The following is an 18743-nucleotide window of genomic DNA, read 5'->3' as shown; positions in this document are numbered from 1 at the left end:
TCCGCTCAGGAGAGCGACGAACCCCGGAACGCACGAAGTGAGCCGCCCGGCGTATCTCGCGAATTCCTAGCCGGTCAGTTCGGCGATCTGGTCCGGGGTGGCGCCGAGCCGTTCGGCCTCAGAGGCCAGCGCCGCCACCTCGTCGCCGCGACCCTCGCTGCGAAGCATTCCGGCGTATGCGAAGACAGCGCTCAACCAGCCTGCGGCGATGCTCTTCTTGAAATGGTCCTCGGCAGCCTTGATCGCGCCGCGCTCCAGGTAGATCTTGGCGAGAGTTTCGTGGGCGGCATCCGAGCCGTCGGCCACCGCCCGGTCGAGATGGTCGACCGCCTCTCCCACACGGTCGTTGTTCACGAGAAACTCGCCGTAGTAATAGCGGGCGCCTTCGTCATCGTTTTCGACCGCCGCGCGGAAGTCGGCCTCCGCGGCCTCGTCCTCCCCCCTTTCCACCAGGAACGTGGCGCGTTCGACATGTGCCCCCGCCAGCCGTTCGGTCACGGCGCGGTCGTAGAGCTCGCGCGCTGCGTCATCGTTGCCCAGCTGCGCTTCGGCGGTGGCCAGCTTGAGCAGCGCCGTCGATCCGGTTTGGTCCTCCGCCTCCAGACTTCTGCGCAACCAGGCGACGGCCGCCTCGGGAGCGCCCCGGTCGAGTTCCAGGCTGCCCAGGTTGCCGAACGCCAGCGCGTCTCCCTGTTCGGCGGCCTGGCGGAACAGGTGCTCGGCCTCATCCTGGCGAGAGTCGTCCTCGCTGAGGAAGGTGCCGAAGTCGTTGAGGGCGCCAGGCTCTCCGCGCTCGACTGCTTTCCTGTACCACTCCTCGGCGCGCTCACGGTCGCCCACGGCGTCGGCCCAGATGGTAGCCGCGCGCAGTGCGGCTACCTCGTGGCCGACGGCCTGCTCCATCAGCTGAGCGGCTTCCACGGCGCGGCCGGTTTGCACCAGGAGATCGGCCAGCCAGTCGCGGGCCTCCGCCTCTCCCGCGGCCAGCGCCTCGCGCAACACGGGCTCGGCCGTGGCGTAGTCCTCCAGATGAATCAGAATCTCGCTGTATGCGATTGCTGCTCCGGGCACGCCTTGTCTGGCCGCCTCGGCATACACGGCAGCTGCCCCCTGGTAGTCCTCCGCCTCGGCCAGCTGCTCGGCCCTGGCGAGCAGGTCGTTGCCATTCATGTCCATTTTCCCTGCCTGCCCAGCGGCGTTCGTCGTCACGGCTATGGTCTATTTTAGACACTGATAGGCCGCCTACTTTTTCTTTTTCTTCTTGTTGGGATTCTCCGGAATCCTGCGGCGTCCTCCGTGGCGGGCGGCGTTCTGGTGCTTGTCCCTCTTTGACTTGCTCGCACCCTTTTTATGTTCGTTTCTGTTCTGCTGATTGAGTGGAGGTTTATTATTATTATTATTGTTGTTGTTATTGCTATTATTATTATTGCTGTTGTTGTCGTTGCTGTCGCTACTGCGTCTACGGCCAAGCATGGAGGCGGTGCGGTTGTCGCCTGTGCCGCTGCCGCTGACAGAAGTGGGGCGCATAGGGACGTTGCGGCCGCCCGTGCCGGCCAGGGCGGGCGTCCCGCCGGGCCCACCGGGGCGGCGGAGGTTGTCCAGGATGCGGCGCATCGGCTCCGTGACCCTGCGCCGCAACAACTGGCCGAGGACGTTGCCCGTGCCCTGGACACCTTCGCGCCGGATCTTGGCGGCCGCGGCGCGGGCCGCGAGCACGCGCGCGGTGGCGTACGTCGCTCCGGCCGCCCCGCCGAAAGCCAGCAGTTTGGCGACGTCGGCCGCGGCGGCCGCGGCCTGCACGGCCGTCGCGAGCTTCATCCCGGACACGACGTTGGCCGCGCCCTCGAGCCCCACGGGCGCCAGCCTCGCCGCGGTGGCGGCCTGGTCGAGGTGGCCGCCGCTGAGCCCTGTCCTGTCCCAGTGGGCCTGGAGGGCGGTGCCCGACCCGCCGCCGTAGTGCTCCTGGGCGCCGCGTACCGCGGTCTCCGCCCGCATCGTGGCGGGGAGCGCCTGGGCGGCCACGGTGCGAGCGGCGGTGCTCTCGCTGCGCATGTCGTCTTCGTTGACGGTGTAGCCCGGGCTGATCATCGACAGCATGCCCTCAACCGCAGGGGGGACGACTACGCCCATGCGGTATCGGGCTTCTCGAAGCCCTCGGCGTTCGCGACCTCGGTTTCGGCCGTGTTCCTGACCGCCAGGTGCATGCCGTCGCCGGTGTCCTGCATCACCATGGACAGCGCCCGGTGCACGGCCATCGACATCTCGCGGCACTCGGCGTACAGGGCGGTGAACATGCCGAACGTGCCGTCATCCCCGAAGGAGGAGACGCCGTCCCCACGCTGCACGAGGGGGTTGAGAGCGGCGTGGTGCTCCTCCGCGTGGGTCCCGACCAGGGACGCCTTCTCTCCCGTTGAGCCCAGAGAAATTTCGAGTTCCGTCATGGCCACAACGATGCCGACGCAGCCGACGCAGACTCCGGGCACTGCACTGCACGTGCGACTCAGAGGAAAAAACCGAACATCCTGTGCATAGGCCGAGCGGCTGGTCCGTAGCTCGTCTCGCTCTGAAGCCGTCTGACTCCAGTCATGCCTATTGACGGCAGGGAAATGGTCCTCGCGGGACTTTTCGTGACATACGTCTTTTGGGGAAGAACGCAAAACGTGTCACGAGACGAGGACGAAGTGCTCGCGGGCCATCGGTGCGGCGCTCGCCGACGCCGAGCGGCATACCGACGAGCTGGCACGCGAGGCGATCCCCGAATACGAGCCCGTGGCCGCCCGGGCCCGAACTAAGCGGGCTCCGGCCGGAGAGTGACGAACCCCGGGAAGGCGCGGCAGGTGCCGCGTGACCTCAGGTCAGGTCCTGGTCCGCTTCGTCGTTCTGTGCGGCCGAGAGGGTCGCGGGACGCAGGATGCGGGAGGCGCCGACGATCTCGATCCCCAGCAGAGCGCCCTCCTTGTCCAGATCGAGGATGACGTATCCCGGTATCTCGTCGGCCTCCACCGGGATCTGGGTCGCCGACTCGCCGGCGTTGATGGTGTCGACGAGGTAGACGTAGGCGACGTCGTTCTCGTCGTTGTACTCGATCCGCAAGCCTGCTACTTCTTTCTACTCCAAAAGGTGGTGATGATCCCGCCGTTCTTCGGATCACTGATTACCACCAGCCCGTTTTCCCCCTCGTACCGGACCGTGCCGGGCTTCTTCTCGTTGGGCCTCTGGGTTCCCTTCGACATGGCATTGAGGACGTCCTCGTCGGAGACGTCGCGCTGTTCCTGGCGCTGTCGGGCGTGGCGTGTGAAGCGCCCTCCGCCGCCGCCGCTGTCAGATCTCCGGTTCCGGCGGCCCATCTGGGCCATGCCGTCCTGGACGGAGCGGGGGCCGGACGGCGAGCGCAGAGATGCCGGGCGCATCGGGAGGCTGCGGCCGCCCGTGCCCGCCAGCGCGGGCGTTCCGCGGGGGCCGTTGAGGCGGTTGAGATCGTCGAGGATGCGGCGTCCCGGCTCGGTGACCCGGCGGCGCAGCAGCTGGCCGAGCACGTCGCCGGTGCCCTGCACGCCCTGTTTCCTGATCACCCGGTTGCGGGCCCTGGCCAGGAGGATGCGCCTGACGGCGAACGCCGTGCCGCCGGCCACGGCGCCCAGAGCCAGCAGCCGCGCGACGTCGACCGAGGCGTGCGCCGCCTGCATGATGGTCGCGACCTTCACCCCGGACACCACGTTGGCCGCGCCTTCGAGACCCACGGGCGCCAGCCTCGCCGCGTTGGCGGCCTGGTCGAGGTGGCCGCCGCTGAGCCCCGTCTTGTCCCAGTGAGCTTGCAAGGCGGTGCCGGACTCGCCGCCGTAGTGCTGCCCGGCGCCGCGTACCGCGCTCTCCCCCTGCGCGGCGGCGGAGACCCCCTGTGTGGACGTGGCGCGGGCGGCGGCGCTCTCCGTCCGCATGTCGTCCTCGTCGATGGTGTACCAGTTGCTGACCATCGGCATGATGCCGCTGACCTCTGGAGGCACGGTTATGCCCATGCGGCACCGGCGTCTCTCAACGCCTCGGCGTTCGCGGCCTCGGTGTCCGCGGCGTTCCTGACCGCAAGGTGCATGCCGTCGCCAGTGTCCTGCATCACCGTGGAAAGCCCCTGGTGCACGGCCATCGACACCTGCCGGCTCTCGGCGTACGCGCCGATGAACATGCCGAACGTGCCATCATCCCCGAAGGAGGAGACGCCGTCCCCGCGGTGAGCGAGGGGGTTGAGAGCGGCGTGGTGTTCCTCCGCGTGGGTCCTGACCAGGGAGGCATCTTGCCCCGTTCCTCCCAAGTCCATCTCCATTCCCGTCATATCAGTAATTGTACTGTGACTCATTAGCGATATTGCGTGACTTGTCATGACATTTGGCACATTGGTAAGGATCGAACCATCTGTCGCTAGACTGGGCCGCTGGTTCGCTCATGACCATCGGAGTGAGACATGCGCCCACCAGCACCGGAGGACGACGCGGAGTTCGTGGCCCGGTACGTCGAGAAGAGCCGGGAGGTCATCCGCGGCATCAAAGCCGCTCAGGCCGCGATCGGTCAGGTACAGGGCCGGGCGGAGAGCAGGGACGGGCTGATCGATGCGGCCGCCGACGGGCACGGAAGGGTGACGCGCCTGCGCATCGACCCGCGGGCGCTGCGGCAGGGCGAGCGGGCGCTCGGCGGCCAGGTGACGGCGGTGCTGCGCGCCGCGCAGGAGGAGGCCGCGCGCCAGGCGCGGGAGATAGCGGACGAGGCATCGGAACGCGCCGACGCGCTGCCCAAGCCGCTCGACGAGACGTTCGTCCGCGACCGGGTCGAGCAGGCGGCCCGCGACCTTCTTTCGTGAACGGGAGGCGGAACGTGTACGGCTTCGACCAGCCCTTCGGCGACGAGGAGGACGTCGACGCGCCCGTGCGGCAGGGCGACCAGCTCATGGCCAGGATGGAGGCCGCGCAGAACGACCTCGACAAGATCGTCGGCACCGGAAAGGGGCCGTCGCGACACGTGACGGCGTCGGTCGACCAGGAGGGCCGCGTCCTCGACGTCACGTTCGACCCCCGCGCCATGCGGCTGGGCAGCAGAGACCTGGCCGACGAGGTGCTCGCGGCGATCGGTGCGGCGTGCGCCGACGCCGAGCGGCAGACCGACGAGGTGCTGCGCGAGGCCATCCCCGGCTACGACCCCGTGGCCGTCCGGGCCGAGCTCGAACAGGCCCTGGCCGGCTGGGACTGACGGGTCACGGCCGGTGGCGCACGGGACGACCGGGCCTGACGGTCACGGTCGTGACGTGGGGAAGGACGCCTCGACGCGGAAGCCGCCGTCGGCGTCCTGGCCGATCTCCATGGTGCCGCCGGCCAGCTCCACGTGCCGGCACAGGTCGAGCAGGCCCATGCCGGGGTCGCTGACGGCGACCCAGGCGTCCGGCCTGCCGGGAGTGTTGCGCACGCTCAGCCGTACCGCTCCCGGCCGGTAGCTCACCTGCACCCGCGCGTCCGCGCCGGGCGCGTGCTTGCGCACGTTCGTCAGCGCCTCCTGCACCAGCAGGTACGCCGCCCGCCCCACCACGCCTGGCACCGGCGCGGGCGTGCCGGTCACCGCCAGCTCGACGGGCACCCCCGCGCAGGCCGACTCGGTGATCAGCGGTCGCAGGTCGGGCAGCGGCAACCCCAGGTCGAAGCCCTCTCCCGACGTGCGCCGCAGCAGCGCCACCATGTGGCGCAGCTCGTCCAGCGCCTCGCAGCCCGTCGCCCGCAGTTCCTCGGCCGCCGTCCGCACCCGCTCGTCGGGCGCGCTCATGGCCAGCATCCCGGCCTGCAACACCATCCGGCTCACGCGATAGGTGACCACGTCGTGCATCTCGCCCGCCAGCCGTTCGCGCTCGATCCGCTCGGCCCGTTCGGCCTGCCCGCGCCGGATCCGGGCCCGGGCGGCGGTGTACATCCCGTACATGACCGCGAGTGCGATCACCGTCTCGGTACGCAGGACGAGGGGCATCTGGTGGGGCAGCGCCAGCACGGCGAGGGCCAGGACGATCACCGGCAACCACTGCGCGGCCCCGGGGTGCCGATCAGTAAGCCGGTCGCCGGGCCGATCACCGGGCCGATCACTGGGCCGGTTTCCGGCGAACGCCATCGCGCCGTAAGCGGCGAACGCGGCCGTGGGCGGCCAGAACGGCGCGCCCGCGGGCGGGACCGCGGCGGGCGCCGCGAACACGAGGAGCACCGGCAGGGCGAGCGCCGTGCCCGCGCTGATCCACGCGACCGTGAGCGGGACCCTGCGCATCCAGAGCAGCGACAGCGCCGGCGCCATCAGAAGCGCCAGCACCAGACCCTGGTAGCCGGTCGCCGCGGTCAGGACTGCTGCGACGATGACCGCGATCGCGTCGATCGGCCGCGGGCGGGCTCCGTCCACCGGCTCATCGTACGTTCGCGGGACTGGCGTGCCCACCCCTCAGCGCACGACCGGTCACGCCCTGGTGATGCGGACCGCGTCGGCGATCACGTATCCCGTGGCGGGTGTCCAGCGGCTCACGCCGACCACGTCGTAGGTGCCGGCCGCCAGCGTGTACGTCCCGAGCACCCGCCATTGCCCGCCCCCCGAGCGCTGGTCGACGGAGACCGTTCGGTTGCCGCCTGAGGCCGCCACGATGTACGGGGTCGCGCTGTTGTAGCCGGGATCGGACGGATACCACACCTCGACCCGGTAGGTTCCCGCGCTGGGGATGGCCGCACGGAACCAGGCGGGGTCGCTGGCCGACACCGGCTGGGCGAAGCGGTAGTCGGTGCCGTGCAGCTGCCCGGAGAAGGAGGAGGTGCCCCAGTTCGTGCTGGCGGTGAAGCCGGAGCCGGCGTTGTCGACGACGACGCTGAACGTGCCGCCGCCCGCCTCCACGACCCGGCCCGCGCTCGGCGTGCTTTCCTGGTGGGTGCGGTTGAGCGCGCTCACGTAGTAGGTGTAGGCCGAGCCGCCGGCGGTCGTGTCCGTGAACGTGGTCTGCCGGGTCGTCGTGACGAGGTTGCGGGCGTCGGCGAAGAAGCACGGGTCGGCCGCGGACCGCGCCCCGTCCACCCGGTACACCGCGTACGCGGTGCCCGAGCCCGTCCAGGCCAGCCGGACGCCGTCCGAGGCGCGCGCGGCCGAGGTGATCGACGGCGCGCCCGGCGCGCTGCCCGAGCCGCGCGCGGGCAGGAGCGCGGGCCTGGTGTAGTGGGCGTCGACGACCCGGGTGAACGCGCCGATCCTGTCGGCTCTGACGTCCTTGGCGCTGAAGAACACGTCGCCGACCACTTCGGGGTGTTTCCTGTTGTCGTGCAGGTGGTCGCTCAGCTCGGCCGGGTCCTGCCAGGCGGCGGCCTCCCCGGACGCGCCCGCCCGGTAGGCGGCCTGGCCGACGACGAGCTGCACGCCGGTGCCGCGTACGACGTCCGACCACCAGGCGGTGAGCACCTCGTACGCGGCGGTGGAGAACCCGATGTGCCAGTAGATCTGCGGCGAGATGTAGTCGACCCAGCCCTGCTTGACCCATTCGCGGCTGTCGGCGTAGATCGCGTCGTAGGACTGCAGGCCCGAGGTGCGCGAGCCGAGCGGGTCGGTGCCGGCGTTGCGCCAGATGCCGAACGGGCTGATGCCGAACGAGACGTGCGGCTTGGCGGCGTGGATTCGCTGGTCGAGCTCGCGTACGAGGAGGTTGACGTTGTTGCGCCGCCAGTCGCCGATGGTGGCGAACCCGGCGCCGTACCTGTCGTACGTGGCGGCGTCGGGGATGGTCTGGCCGCTCACCGGATAGGGGTAGAAGTAGTCGTCGAGGTGCACGCCGTCCACGTCGTAGCGGGAGACGGCGTCCATGATCGCGTTCTCGATGAAGGCGCGGACCTCCGGGATGCCCGGGTTGTAGTAGAGCTTGCCGCCGTAGGCGAAGCGCCAGCCGGGGTTCGTGCGCGCGGGGTGCGTGGAGACCAGCCTGTTCGGGTCGTCGTGGTTGGCGATCCGGTACGGGTTGAACCAGGCGTGGAACTCCAGGTTGCGGGCGTGTGCCTCGTTCACCATGAACGCCAGCGGGTCGTAGCCGGGGTCGCGGCCCTGGGTGCCGGTCAGCCACTGCGACCACGGCTCGTGGGGCGACGGCCAGAAGGCGTCGGCCGTCGGCCTGATCTGCACGATCACGGCGTTCATGCGCTTGCGTACGGCCAGGTCGAGCCAGGCCCGGAACTCCGCCTGCTGCGCCGACACGCTCAGCCCGGTGCGGCTCGGCCAGTCGATGTTCGCGACCGAGGAGATCCACATGGCCCTGAGCTGGCGCTTCGGGGTCGCGGGGTCGGTCGCGCAGTCGGCTGACGCGGTGGCTGCCATGGCTTCAGGCGCTGGGACGGGGGCCACGATGCTGACGAGTGCGGCGGTGAGCGCCGCCAGGACGGTACGCAGGAGCGCGGTCACGAAAGGAAGTTTCAGCGCCACTCGTTGAAAGCGCAATAGTTTTCAGGGGCCCAATCTCACGAGCCCCTCGCCTCCCGGAAAGGTGGGGCGAAAAGTTTCACTTAACCGGGAAGTAATGTCAATTATCGACATTAGTCAGGAAGGTGTCGTACCGTGCCCCCGTTACCCTCAACGAGGAGCACCCATGACTCTCGCCCGCACGCGATTAGCCGCCCTCGCCACCTCCCTCCTCGCCGTCCTGCTCATCGTCGCAGGTCAGCCCGCCGTCGCCACGGCCGAGGAGAACCCGCTCGCCGCCGCGTTCGACCGCGCCGCCGCCGAACACGACGTGCCCCGCGACCTCCTCGTCGCCCTCGCCTACGCCGAGACCCACCTCGACGGGCACGGCGGCGAGCCCAGCGCCAGCAATGGCTACGGCGTGATGCACCTGGTCAGCAACCCCACCAACCACTCGCTCGAACAGGCCGCAGAGCTCACCAAGCTCCCGGTCGACAAGCTGCGCGCCGACGACGAGGCCAACATCCTCGGCGGCGCCGCCGTCCTGCGAGCCCACGCCGACAAGCTCGGCCTCGACGAGACGGCCAGGAAGGACATCGGCCGCTGGTACCAGGCCGTGGCCAAGTACGGCAACGCGACCTCACCCGAGCTCGCCCGCCTGTACGCCGACGCCGTCTACGAAGGGCTGGGCCTCGGCATCGACATCCGTGGCGTGCAGGTCAAGCCGCAGGAGGTCACCGCCGACCGCGGCGACCTCGCCAACGCCCGCGACCTCAACGCGCGCGCCGTGGCCAGCACCGACTACCCGCCGGCCGCCTGGGTCGCGGCCAACTCCGGCAACTACACCGCCTCCAGCCGGGAATCGAGCTACAACATCGACCGGGTGGTCATCCACGTCACCCAGGGCTCGTACGCCGGCACCATCTCCTGGTTCCAGAACCCCAGCGCCAACGTCTCCGCCCACTACGTGGTCAAGTCGTCCAACGGTGCCATCACCCAGATGGTGCGCGACAAGGACGTCGCCTGGCACGCGGGCAACTGGTCCTACAACACCCGCTCGATCGGCATCGAGCACGAAGGCTGGGTCGACGACGCCTCCTGGTTCACCGACGCCATGTACCGGGCCTCCGCCGCCTTGACGCGCCACCTCTGCGACAAGTACGGCATCCCCAAGACCCGGACCGGCATCATCGGGCACAACGAGGTGCCCGGCGCCACCCACACCGACCCGGGCAGGCACTGGAACTGGACCACGTACATGAACTACGTGACCGGTGGTGACGACCCGCCGTCGTGGACGACGACCGTCGACAACGCCACCTCCGGCCAGTTCTCCGCCAGCGCCAACTGGGGCACCTCCACCTACTCCAGCCAGCGCCACGGCGCCGACTACCGCTTCGCCGACCCGGTCTCCTCCAGCGACCCGGCCTGGTACTCGGCCACCATCCCCAGCGCGGGCACGTACCACGTGGAGGTCTGGTATCCGTCCGACGCCGGATACAACAGCTCGGCGCCGTACATCGTGGCGACATCGAGCGGCAACCAGACCGTCTACGTCGACCAGAGATCCGGCGGCGGATCCTGGCGCAGCATCGGATCCTTCTCGCTCAACGCCGGCACCTACAACGTCGTGGGCGTGAGCCGGTGGACCTCGGGCACCGGCTACGTCATCGCCGACGCGGTACGGATCAGCCGGAGCTGAAAGCCGTGCGGTTCGTGCCCACTCTGGCGGGGGCACGAGCCGTACGCGGGCCGGCCCGCCCTTCACGGCGGGCCGGCCCCCCCACAACCCCTTTCGCCCCACGACCGGTCACCCGCTACGGCCGGCCGATCGCTGGGCCCGCTACGGCCAGCGGGTGAGCGCGGCCCGATGCCCGACCTGTGCCCCGCTGCCCGGGTCGACGCGAAAGGCTCCCAACAGCGTCGTGGTCTCCAGAGCGGTGGCAACGCCCCACAACGCTGCACGCCCGGTGCTCCCGGCCAGCATGGCGCAGTGGGTCGCGACGACGGCGGCGGCCACCGCCTGCACGGCTACATAGTCGGGCACCACCCCGGCCCGCTCCCGGTAGGTGGTCACGAACTCCCGCTCCGACATCCCGACGGCCGCTTCCCGTTCGCAACTCGCTTCGCTCTCGACGGTTGCCCTGTCCCTGCTGTCCGCTTCGCCCTCGCTCGGGAACCACTGCCCGATCCCGTAGATCCCGTACGGATCGCCGACCGCCTCCCCGAATGCCCGCACGCCCGCCGCCACGGCGCAGACCATCCGCGGGTTCGAGGCTCGCCGCAACACCTCGACGTCTTCCTCGAAGGACCCGCAGCACAGCAGGTTCCACGACCCGCCAACGGGCAACGCGGCACCGGGTTCGGCCACGATCACCGGGATGCCGCGCTCGTTCGCGGCCCGCTCGGCGCCCGCCGCCACCTGCCGTCCGAAACTGCCCTTGCCCGGCACGACCCACAACCGGTCGCGCTCGCCCTCCTCGGCCAGTCGCCGCACGAACGGCTCCGCGTACGCGCTTGCGGGCGCCAGGACCGACACGACATGCCCGGGATGCGCGCCCTGCACGTCGTCACCCGCCCCGCCGTGATTCCACACCAGCAGGTCCAGCTCTGCCGCGACCCGCCCCGCCCTGCGCATGAGATGCGTGGAGTACGGCCCCAGCAGCAGATCGCACCGGCCGGCCAGCCCTCGCAACACCCGCTCCAGCACGTCAGGATCGCTGCGATCGTCCTCGACGACGAGTTCCACACCGTCTGCGGCCGCCCGCCAGACCTCCAGCCCCAGCCTGGCCTGCTCACCGAACCGGGCGAACCTCCCGGTCAGCGCTAGCGGAACCCCGATGACCTGCGACGTCATCTATCCATCATGTAACCCTGGGGGTCCCCGCGAAGTGACAGGTGGCCAGCGGAAATGCCTCTCCCTCAATTCATTACGTGACCATACGATGACAAGGAGCATTCGGCGCGAGTAAAGGGAGAACATCCGTGGGCCGACACGAGGACCCCGACAGCCCCAAGGACACGCCGCTCGACCCCAAGCGGGGAGGTCAGGGCAGCAACGACGACGAGAACAGGACAGGCTCCGGCCAGCACGGTGAGGGCGAAGGCGGCAAGAAGTAGTGGACCTCACCGCGCGGATGGAGTCGTTGATCGCCGACCTCGACCCACTCGGGGACATCAGAAATGTTGTCAAGCAAGCGGTCCGCGCGGTGCCCCGTCACCTGTTCATCCCTGACGTCGGTCTCATCTCACCCCGCAGAACCGGCACCGCGGTCCTGATCGACCGCGACGCCGATCCCAGAACCTGGTGGGACATCGTCTACTCCGACACCAGCATCGTCACCCAGCTCGACGACGGCGGCACAGACCTGCGCGAAATGGAAGGTGACTACACGGCCTCGGCGTCCGCTCCTAGCACGGTCGCCCACCTGCTGAACCTGCTGGACCCCTGCCCCGGCCACCGGGTGCTCGAGATCGGCACCGGCACCGGATGGACCGCTGCCCTGCTGTCTCATCTGGTCGGTGCCCACGGGGATGTGAGCACGGTCGAGGTGGACTCCGCCGTCGCCGGACAGGCGGCCAAGAACCTCGCCGCCGCCGGTGCCCAGCCGCATCTGGTCATCGGTGACGGCGCCGCCGGGTGCCCGCAGCAGGCGCCGTTCGACCGGATCCACGTCACGTGCGGGGTCCGGACCGTTCCGTACGCCTGGGTGGAGCAGTCACGGCCGGGCGCGGTGCTCGTGCTGCCGTACTGCCCGGGGTTCGGCACAGGCCACGCGTTGCGGCTCGTGACCATGCCTGACGGTACGGCGATCGGCCGTTTCCCCGGGTTCGCCTCGTACATGCTGATGCGCTCACAACGCGGCATCCATGACCGTCCGCCGCGCGGCCCTGAGGACAAACACCACCTGACCACGCGCATCGACCCGCGCACCATCGCTCATGCTCCCGCCGGTGCCGATCTGGCCATCGCGGCACTGACCGGCCTGACCTCCAACGGCAGCGGCGCGCCGGACGAGGACGGCGATCTGTACCGGTTGTGGGTGTCCGACCCCGCCGAGCCGTACTCCTGGGCGGCGGCGGACTGGCGTCCGGACACCGCGCGGTACAAGGTGTTCCAGGTGGGTGCGCGGGCTCTGTGGGACGAGGTCGTGGACGCCTATTTCCGGTGGGTGAGCTGGGGCGAGCCGGGGCGCGACCGGTTCGGCATGACGGTCACACCCGAGGAACACCACCTCTGGCTCGACTCCCCGGACCGCGTGGTGGCACAGGTGTGGAAGCGGGCAAACAGGAGCTGGTCGCCAAGGTGAAGGACCTGAGCTCTGAGCGATGAGCGGCGGGTGCGGAAAGTGCAAGCCCGCGGGCCGCTTTGGCTTGTGCGCAGGAGTTGGTTGCAGGCGTGCTGTTCGTCGTGCAGGCTGTGTCAGCCGGCCCTCTTCTCGATCGGGACATGCATGAGGTCGGCGGCGGCGAAGATCGCGGGCTCCAGGGCTGTCACGACGATGTCCGTCCCGGCTCCGGCTCCGTTTTGTATGTTGCTTCTGGGGTCAGGAGGTCGCGCCGTACGTTGAGCGGCGGGCGGCTTCCGGGGAGCGCAGACGCACGGTGATGGACAGGCCGCCTTCGGGGCGGGCGCTGGTGGTGAGGGTGGCGTGGTGGGCTTGCGCGACGGCGTTGACGATGGCGAGGCCGAGGCCGTAGCCGTCGCTGCGGCCGTGACGATCGGGCGCCAGTTTCTGGAAGGGCTGAAAGAGCCGCTGGATCTGGTCGCCGGTGATGTCCGGTCCGGTGTTGGTGACCGTGAGGGTCGCCTCCGTGCCGGAGATCCGGGTGGTGATCTCTACGTGCCCGTCCGGGTGGTTGTGGCGGATGGCGTTGTCGATGAGGTTGGCGACGAGGCTTTCGATCAGTCTCGGGTCCCCGGCCGTCACCGCGGGCGCGAGGTGTTCGGCGAGGTCGATGTCTCGCTCCGTGGCCTGGGCGCGGCGGGAGGTGAGCACTCCTTCGACGACATGGGCGAGGTCGAGAGTGTCCCAGCGGGTGACGCCGCGCTCGCTGGTGGCCAGGGCGAGCAGCGCTTGGACGAGTCGCTCCTGGTGTTCGCCCAGAGCGAGGGCCTCCCGGCAGACCGAGCGCAGGGCCTCGGCGTCGGCGTCGGGGTCGGTGAGGGCGACTTCGAGGAGGGTGCGCAGGCCGGCGAGTGGGGTGCGCAGTTCGTGGGAGGCGTTGGCGACGAAGTGGCGTTGGGCGTCGAAGGAGGCTTGCAAGCGGGCGAACAGGTCGTCGAGGGTGTGGCCGAGTTCGGTCAGCTCGTCCGTGGGCTCGCCGAGGTCGAGGCGCCGGTGGAGGTCTCCGGCGGAGATGCTCTGGGCGGTGGTGGTGATGGCGCGCAGCGGGTGCAGGAAGCGGCCGGCGACGTACCAGCCGAGAGCCAGGGCGACGGGAATCAGTACGACCAGGGCGACGGCGGATCCGGTGAGGAGCTGGGGCAGGCTGATCCCGGGTCCGGGCCCGGTTTCGATGACCGTGCCGGATGAGGCGGGGCCTGCGGGCATGGTCTCCTGGACGCTGGCCAGCGGGACGTTGACGAATATGAGCACGAAGGTCCCGGCGGCGTAGATGCCCGCCGCGTAGGCGAGCGCGAGCCGCTTCTGCAGGGGCCTTCTGGTGAGCGTCTGGGTGGTCATGACGGTCCGATGCGGTAGCCGCCCTCGCGGACGGTCTCGATCACGGGCGGGTCGCCGAGCTTGGCCCGTAGCCGGTGCATGGTGTGCTTGACGGCGCTGCTGAAGGGGTCGGCGGCCTCGTCCCAGACGCGTTCGAGCAGTTCCTCGGCGGAGATGACCAGGCCGGGTACGGCGAGCAGGCATTCGAGCAGGGCGAACTCCCGGGGGCTCAGCTCAAGGCGCCGGCCGGCCCGGAAGGCGATACGGCGAGCCGGATCGAGGGTGATGTCCCCGCATGCCAGGGTGGGTGGCAGCGGCGGGGTGGCGCGGCGGGCCAGGGCACGGACGCGGGCGACCAGTTCGGCGAACGCGAAGGGCTTGGGCAGGTAGTCGTCGGCGCCGAGGCTGAGCCCGTCGACGCGGTCCTCGATCGTCCCGGAGGCGGTGAGCATCAGGACGCGGGTCTCACAGCGGCCGTGGGCGAGTCGCCGGCAGATTTCGTCCCCGTGGACGCCGGGCAGGTCGCGGTCGAGGATTACCACGTCGTAGCGGGTGGCGGCCAGGCGGTCGAGGGCGGCGGTCCCGTCCAGGACGACGTCGACGGCCATGCCCTCGCGGCGCAGCCCGGTTCCGATGGAGCGGGCGAGGACCTCGAAGTCCTCGACGACGAGGACCCTCACCGCCCCTCACCGCCGGTCATCGTGCGGCCGAACCTGCCGCCGGGTCGAGGTGCCATGCTCTGACGATGCCAGATCCCAGGTTCCAGCCGGGTCGCAGCCGCTGCGACCGTGCTGGAACCGGGTGCCGCGTACAACCGTCGGCATGAGTTCATTCACACCGAACCGATCTCGCCGGTGGGCCGATCTCTCCGCGTTGCTGCGCGGGGAGTGGGCCACGTTTCGCTCTTCGCGGGGCTGGTTGTGCACCATGGTGGCCTCTGTGCTGGCTGCCGTGTCGCTCGGATTGCTGATCGCCGGGGGCGCGCGCAGTACGTGTGCGACGGGGAAGGGGGAGGGTCCCTGCCCTGCGCCTTTGGTGGGACCTGATGGTACGGCGGTCAACGACAGGTACTACTTCGTGCACCAGCCGCTCAAGGGGGACGGCGGCATCGTCGCCCGTGTGTCGGACATGACCGGGCAGATGCGGATGCCGGACGCCGTACCGGGGGTGCGCAACGTCAAGGAGGGGGTGGTGCCGTGGGCTAAGGCCGGGCTCCTGCTCAGGCAGAGTCTTCGGCAGGGCTCGCCGTACGCGGCTGTCATGCTCACCGGAGCTCACGGCGTGCGGATGCAGCACAACTACATCCATGACGTGGCCGGTGGTCCTCACAATGGCCCGCAGTGGTTGCGGCTGACCAGGTCGGGCGACACCGTCACCGGCTATGAGTCAGATGACGGCAAGGCGTGGGCCGAGGTCGGCACGGTCAAGCTGACGGGGTTGGCGGAGACGGTGGAGATCGGGTTGTTCGCCGCCTCGCCAGGCGTGTTGTGGGAGAGGGCGGAAGCCTTCGCCGAGGTCACCGCCACCTTCGACCAGGTCGCGTTGCAGGGTGCGAACGGTTCGTGGCGGCGTGACGACGTCGGCGTTTCCCTGGAGTCCGATGGCGTGACCCCGCATCACCCGGGCGGGGTTGTCGAGTCCGGTGGCAAGTTCATGGTGACGGGGGTCGGTGACATCGGGCCCGCTCCGGTGGAGGGTGGTCTGCGGGCTGATCTGATGCTGACCGGCGGGGTTGTGGGGTTGATCCCGGTGCTCGTGGTGGCGGTCACGTTCGTCACGGCGCAACGCGGGCGCGGGCTGATCGGGGCCGGTCCGCCGGGCGGGCCGCATCCGGAGTGGGTGCTGGCGGCCAAGGCCGTGGTGGTCGGCGCGGTCGCGTTCGCGGCGGGGCTGGTGACCTCGGGGGTGGTGGTTCCTGTCGGTCTGGCGATGTTGCGTGCCAACCAGAACCCGATCCAGCCGATCACCCTGGCCACCGGGCTGCGGGTGGCGGTCGGCTACGCGGTGCTGACCGCGGTCGCCGCGGTGCTGGCTGTGGGCCTCGCCGCGCTGGTCAGGCGGGCCGTGGTCGCCGTCGGGCTGGCCGTCGCGCTGGTCGTCGTGCCTTACCTGGTGGCGACCGCGGGTTTGGTGCCATGGCTGCTGGCGATCACCCCTGCCGCCGGGTTCGCGATCACGCAGAGCGTTCCCACGTTCGCGCATGTGGACGTGGACCAGTCACTGCTCGGGGGCTATTACCCGCTCCCGCCGTGGGCAGGTTTGACCGTGGCCTGCGGATATGCCGCCCTCGCCCTCGGGACGGCGATGGCTGTACACCGCAGGAAAGCTTCACGTCAGTCTCCGCTCCCCTGAAGGAATGGCCGACGTCCTGTCCGGGGCCGGAGAGGGGAGCGTTGGTGACCACGTCGAGCAGGTCGTGCGTCTCTTCGCTGCGGGCGTAGAAATGGATGCGGGCCGTTTCGTCGGGGCCCGCATCCGGATGCTCTCACTGGATGACCACCGCGGTGCCACGAGCTGGAGCCTGGTGCTGGGGTCAGAAGTCGAATTCGCCGAGTTTGGCGCCGCCGATGAAGGCGCGGAAGACGTCGCCGCGCAGGATCATGGGCGGAACGTCGGGTTGCTCGGAGTCGCGGATCGCGTATCGGTCGCCGCTCAAGCTGGCCGCATAGAGGCAGTCGCCGCCGCTTGAGCCCGACAGCGTGGATTTGATCCACTGAGCGACTTCGAGTTCGGCGTCGAGTTCGTCACTGATCTTCATACCGTGCCGTCACCTCGCGTATCAGTCGCTGACTCATGTGGATGGGATGTGCCCATTTGTGAATAGCGTCATATCTGACACTAACGCGCCGCACGGCCTCCTCGTGAGCGGTTACGGAGCCGAGTGCGGCGTCTTCGAGTGAGATGTGGTCTGGTATGCCTTCGCTTCGGGCGAGAGAAAAGCCTCCCAGCAGACCCGCTGTGGCCCCTACGTCCAGTGGCACGACCTGGATCGAGATGTTGGGGCGTTCCGCCATCGCCAGCAGGTGCTCCAACTGCTCCCGCATGACTTCTTTCCCGCCGACGGGCCGGAGGAGAACGCATTCGTCGAGCAAGGCCCAATACATGGGCGGATCGGTGCGCTCGAACACTGACTGCCGTCGTAGCCGTGTCTCCACGGCCTCCTCAACCCACTGTTCGGTGGCTCCTGGTTCGGCGGCGAGGATGGCTCGGGCGTAGCGCGGAGTCTGGAGAAGGCCGGGAACCACGAGCGGTTGCCACGTGCGAATTGTGTGGGCGTTCTCTTCCACGGCCGGCCACTCGCTGAACCACTTCGGCACGGACATGACCCGGGTGTTGGGCAGGAGCCGGAAGAGGTCGCCGTTCAGCCCGAGGGCGGATTCGACCGCGATGGTGAAGCTTTTGGTCGGTTTTCGTTGGCCGCGCTCGACCAGCCCGATAAGGCTTTCGCTGCACGAGAGAATGTTTCCCAGGGCCACTTGGGAGAGGCCGGCGGCGGTGCGTGCATTCTTCAGCACAACGCCGTAGGAGGGTGTTTCAGGGGGCGGGGGTTGGAGTTGCTCGTCCAAGGTCATGCCGGGCTCCTTCGCGAAGCATGCGCACAGACAATGGCTGCACAGGTCTGTTCCAGCACGGACAGTCATGTGCTGATTACAACCTAGCGATCGGAGGTCACCCTGGGAAGGAGTCCAAGGACGCAAGAAAGGCATTCAGGCTCATGCTCAGGATTTCGCAGGGATCAAAAAGCTACACACCGGAGAGACCGGACATATCCCTCTGGAGGGGGGCGACGTTGCGTCGCGGGGGCCGTACCTCGTGGCAGGCGCGCCAGGCGGTCGGGCTGTGGCTCGCCGACGCTCCCGCCGCCGTGCGGGCCGATGCGCTCCAGATCGTCGCCGAGTTGGCGGCCAACGTCATCCAGCACGTGCGGGAAGGGCCGGGGCGCGACTGGGTGAGGCTGCGGCTGGGGGTCGGTGCCAAGTTCGTACGCCTGGAGGTGATGGACCCGGGCACCCTGGCGTCGGCGCCGTGCTTCGTGCCCCTCCAGGCGTCCATGGAGGAGGCGGGGCGCGGGCTGGGCATTGTGGCGGGGCTCAGCGCCCGATGCGGCACGTACGTCATCAGGGGTGGTCACCGCGTCGTCTGGGCCGATCTGGCGACTGCCGGTGCCGTGCCTGAGACGTGACGGACAGGAGATTCCAGGGTTGGACGATCATGGAAGGGGCCGGCGGCGGCTATATCGCCTTCCGCACTGTCCTGGTGCCCCAGGACGGCGGGCTTTCCAACGTGCGGTGCGGTGCGACGCTGGCCGAACTGTACAAACATCTGGAGCAGGAATCCCGTGTCCGGGAGCCTGGCCGTAGGTGACCGACAGGAAGCGCACCAGCACCGCCTCCCTGGCCGGAGCCGGCAGCGCGTCGAGGACGGCGTTGCCCGTCGCCAGATGGACGACGCGGCTGCGCACGCCGCCCACCCGCGGGGGCATCGGGCAGGCCAGAAGGCGCCGCTCGTCTTGTAGGCCTCGGCGATTCACGGCTGCTGGTGAGAGTTCAGACCGGATGATCGGTTGAACAGCAAAGAGTGCTCCTGATCTGGAAGATTACGGATTGTCGAGATCAACAACCTTCCAGAGCGAGGAGCACTCTT

At 69.2% G+C, this 18743-nt stretch carries 20 protein-coding genes; 7 read left to right on the top strand and 13 right to left on the bottom strand.

Annotated elements, in window-relative coordinates; genetic code table 11:
• Positions 1-66: 66 nt before the first annotated feature.
• The 6 genes from ABGB14_RS33890 to ABGB14_RS33865 form a co-directional block, all read right to left on the bottom strand.
• Positions 67-1209 (bottom strand): tetratricopeptide repeat protein, encoded by a 1143-nt coding sequence (locus ABGB14_RS33890; protein WP_347647924.1) that lies wholly within the window; start codon positions 1207-1209, stop codon positions 67-69.
• Positions 1210-1242: 33 nt separating this feature from the next.
• Positions 1243-2130, bottom strand: coding sequence for a hypothetical protein (locus tag ABGB14_RS33885; RefSeq protein ID WP_347647923.1), 888 nt, complete (start codon positions 2128-2130; stop codon positions 1243-1245).
• Positions 2121-2441, bottom strand: a complete 321-nt coding sequence (locus ABGB14_RS33880; protein ID WP_347647922.1) for a hypothetical protein — start codon at positions 2439-2441, stop codon at positions 2121-2123. The genes ABGB14_RS33885 and ABGB14_RS33880 overlap by 10 nt, the downstream gene beginning before the upstream one ends.
• A gap of 409 nt (positions 2442-2850) precedes the next feature.
• On the bottom strand, positions 2851-3093 hold the full coding sequence (locus ABGB14_RS33875) for a DUF2283 domain-containing protein (protein WP_347647921.1): 243 nt from the start codon (positions 3091-3093) through the stop codon (positions 2851-2853).
• 5 nt (positions 3094-3098) lie between these two features.
• Complete coding sequence (locus ABGB14_RS33870) at positions 3099-4016, bottom strand: DUF4258 domain-containing protein (protein ID WP_347647920.1); 918 nt, start codon at positions 4014-4016, stop codon at positions 3099-3101.
• Complete coding sequence (locus ABGB14_RS33865) at positions 4007-4327, bottom strand: hypothetical protein (protein WP_347647919.1); 321 nt, start codon at positions 4325-4327, stop codon at positions 4007-4009. Before ABGB14_RS33865 ends, ABGB14_RS33870 begins: the two co-directional genes overlap by 10 nt.
• Before the next feature lie 129 nt (positions 4328-4456).
• Here ABGB14_RS33865 and ABGB14_RS33860 point away from each other — a divergent pair, with 129 nt between their 5' ends.
• Both ABGB14_RS33860 and ABGB14_RS33855 read left to right on the top strand, forming a co-directional pair.
• Positions 4457-4849: a YbaB/EbfC family nucleoid-associated protein gene (locus ABGB14_RS33860; RefSeq protein WP_347647918.1), complete on the top strand. Its 393-nt coding sequence runs from the start codon at positions 4457-4459 to the stop codon at positions 4847-4849.
• Positions 4846-5235, top strand: coding sequence for a YbaB/EbfC family nucleoid-associated protein (locus tag ABGB14_RS33855; RefSeq protein ID WP_347647917.1), 390 nt, complete (start codon positions 4846-4848; stop codon positions 5233-5235). Before ABGB14_RS33860 ends, ABGB14_RS33855 begins: the two co-directional genes overlap by 4 nt.
• A gap of 42 nt (positions 5236-5277) precedes the next feature.
• Here ABGB14_RS33855 and ABGB14_RS33850 read toward each other — a convergent pair whose 3' ends face one another.
• Both ABGB14_RS33850 and ABGB14_RS33845 read right to left on the bottom strand, forming a co-directional pair.
• Positions 5278-6414: a histidine kinase gene (locus ABGB14_RS33850; protein WP_347647916.1), complete on the bottom strand. Its 1137-nt coding sequence runs from the start codon at positions 6412-6414 to the stop codon at positions 5278-5280.
• A 54-nt stretch (positions 6415-6468) separates the two neighbouring features.
• Positions 6469-8436 (bottom strand): family 10 glycosylhydrolase, encoded by a 1968-nt coding sequence (locus ABGB14_RS33845; protein WP_347647915.1) that lies wholly within the window; start codon positions 8434-8436, stop codon positions 6469-6471.
• Positions 8437-8620: 184 nt separating this feature from the next.
• Here ABGB14_RS33845 and ABGB14_RS33840 point away from each other — a divergent pair, with 184 nt between their 5' ends.
• Positions 8621-10135 carry an N-acetylmuramoyl-L-alanine amidase gene (locus ABGB14_RS33840; protein ID WP_347647914.1) on the top strand — a complete coding sequence of 505 codons (1515 nt, stop codon included), beginning with the start codon at positions 8621-8623 and terminating at the stop codon, positions 10133-10135.
• A 141-nt stretch (positions 10136-10276) separates the two neighbouring features.
• Here the strand turns inward: ABGB14_RS33840 and ABGB14_RS33835 are convergent, their stop codons facing one another.
• Entirely contained in the window at positions 10277-11290 is a 1014-nt protein-coding gene (locus ABGB14_RS33835) for an ABC transporter substrate-binding protein (protein WP_347647913.1), read from the bottom strand.
• Positions 11291-11418: 128 nt separating this feature from the next.
• Here ABGB14_RS33835 and ABGB14_RS33830 point away from each other — a divergent pair, with 128 nt between their 5' ends.
• Together ABGB14_RS33830 and ABGB14_RS33825 are read left to right on the top strand one after the other, a co-directional pair.
• Complete coding sequence (locus ABGB14_RS33830) at positions 11419-11553, top strand: hypothetical protein (protein ID WP_347647912.1); 135 nt, start codon at positions 11419-11421, stop codon at positions 11551-11553.
• Positions 11553-12743, top strand: a complete 1191-nt coding sequence (locus ABGB14_RS33825; protein WP_347647911.1) for a protein-L-isoaspartate(D-aspartate) O-methyltransferase — start codon at positions 11553-11555, stop codon at positions 12741-12743. The genes ABGB14_RS33830 and ABGB14_RS33825 overlap by 1 nt, the downstream gene beginning before the upstream one ends.
• Positions 12744-12980: 237 nt before the next feature.
• Here the strand turns inward: ABGB14_RS33825 and ABGB14_RS33820 are convergent, their stop codons facing one another.
• Positions 12981-14120 (bottom strand): HAMP domain-containing sensor histidine kinase, encoded by a 1140-nt coding sequence (locus ABGB14_RS33820; RefSeq protein ID WP_347647910.1) that lies wholly within the window; start codon positions 14118-14120, stop codon positions 12981-12983.
• Positions 14117-14779 carry a response regulator transcription factor gene (locus ABGB14_RS33815; protein ID WP_347647909.1) on the bottom strand — a complete coding sequence of 221 codons (663 nt, stop codon included), beginning with the start codon at positions 14777-14779 and terminating at the stop codon, positions 14117-14119. The genes ABGB14_RS33820 and ABGB14_RS33815 overlap by 4 nt, the downstream gene beginning before the upstream one ends.
• A gap of 355 nt (positions 14780-15134) precedes the next feature.
• Here ABGB14_RS33815 and ABGB14_RS33810 point away from each other — a divergent pair, with 355 nt between their 5' ends.
• Complete coding sequence (locus ABGB14_RS33810; protein ID WP_347648085.1) at positions 15135-16451, top strand: hypothetical protein; 1317 nt, start codon at positions 15135-15137, stop codon at positions 16449-16451.
• 181 nt (positions 16452-16632) lie between these two features.
• On the opposite strand, the gene ABGB14_RS33805 is transcribed toward ABGB14_RS33810, so the two are convergent.
• Positions 16633-16857: a DUF397 domain-containing protein gene (locus ABGB14_RS33805; RefSeq protein WP_347647908.1), complete on the bottom strand. Its 225-nt coding sequence runs from the start codon at positions 16855-16857 to the stop codon at positions 16633-16635.
• Entirely contained in the window at positions 16844-17671 is an 828-nt protein-coding gene (locus tag ABGB14_RS33800) for a helix-turn-helix transcriptional regulator (protein ID WP_347647907.1), read from the bottom strand. The genes ABGB14_RS33805 and ABGB14_RS33800 overlap by 14 nt, the downstream gene beginning before the upstream one ends.
• A 218-nt stretch (positions 17672-17889) precedes the next feature.
• On the opposite strand from ABGB14_RS33800, the gene ABGB14_RS33795 reads away from it, so the two are divergent.
• Positions 17890-18282 (top strand): ATP-binding protein, encoded by a 393-nt coding sequence (locus ABGB14_RS33795; protein ID WP_347647906.1) that lies wholly within the window; start codon positions 17890-17892, stop codon positions 18280-18282.
• Positions 18283-18743 lie beyond the last annotated feature (461 nt).

The organism is Nonomuraea sp. B10E15 (assembly GCF_039871615.1).
GTDB lineage: Bacteria > Actinomycetota > Actinomycetes > Streptosporangiales > Streptosporangiaceae > Nonomuraea.
The sequence above is the reverse complement of the archived record's forward strand: the minus strand, read 5'-3'. Positions and strand labels throughout refer to the sequence as shown.